Raw genomic sequence first — 941 nt, 5'->3', positions numbered from 1 at the left:
CAGGAGGTAGCAACCCTTGCGCGGGAACCGGCCGAGCGCCTGCAGCAGGCGGGTGACGGCCGGCGGGCCGGGCAGCATCGGCTCGACCATTTTCAGGATCGGCGTGGCGATGAAGGCCGCCGGCTGGAAGCCGTCGAGGCCTGGCGTATCGAAGTCGCTGGGCAGCACAAAGGCCGAGCCCATCGAGACCTCATTGGCCGCGCCGCCATGATGAAGCAGCGCGGTCTTGCTGCCGCCGATGTTCAGGATGCGGCGCTGGTCGGCGCCGAGACAGGCGACGAACGCCGAGGCCTGCGCCGACGCCTTTGCCAATGCCTTTGCCGGTCCGCCGAAAAGGCCAGGAATGAGCGGCGCATGCGCCTCGTAGGCCATGACGCCTTCGCAATGCAGCCGGGCCGGCAACGCGCTCAACGCCTTCGACAAGGCCTCAGGATTGGCGAACCCGCCGCGATGCAGCCCGACATCGATCTCGAAAGCGATGCGCAGGCCGATGCCGAGTTCGTCTGCCAGCGCGCCATATTCCGCCAGTCTTTCCTCGCTGTCGATCAGCCAGCAGACGCGCGACCAGTCGGTATCGGCTTTCACCAGCGCCGCCCTTGCCGCGCCGATCGGCATCGGCTTGCCGTAGAGCAGATCGGCATCCGGGAACGCCTTCAGCACCGCCTCGCTGATCGGCGGGTGGAAGGTCATGAAGCGCTCACTGCCAAGCGCCTTGGCGATATACGCAAGCAGCGGCATGCACGCGAGCGATTTGTCGACCAGCCGCACGGCCAGGCCGGGATCCAGTCTCTCCTTGACCAGGGCAATGTTGCCGTCCAGCCGGTCGCGATCGAGCAGCAGGCAGGGCTGGAAGATGCCGGCGGTCTTCAGCGCATCCGAGAGGGTGGAAAAATAGGTGCTCATCATTCGATGCCGAACAAGCCGGCCATATAGGGCGAGAC

Annotated in this window: 1 protein-coding gene; it reads right to left on the bottom strand. The window is 66.0% G+C overall.

The annotated features are described in order from the left end of the window. Positions 1–903: alanine racemase (locus EN939_RS35885; protein ID WP_164751591.1), on the bottom strand; the 903-nt coding region annotated here is incomplete at its 3' end. Positions 904–941 lie beyond the last annotated feature (38 nt).

The sequence above is a fragment of the Mesorhizobium sp. M7A.F.Ca.CA.002.05.1.1 genome (assembly GCF_003998335.1).
Taxonomy (GTDB): domain Bacteria; phylum Pseudomonadota; class Alphaproteobacteria; order Rhizobiales; family Rhizobiaceae; genus Mesorhizobium.
Note: the sequence above shows the minus strand (reverse complement) of the source record. Positions and strands in the feature narration are given on the sequence as shown.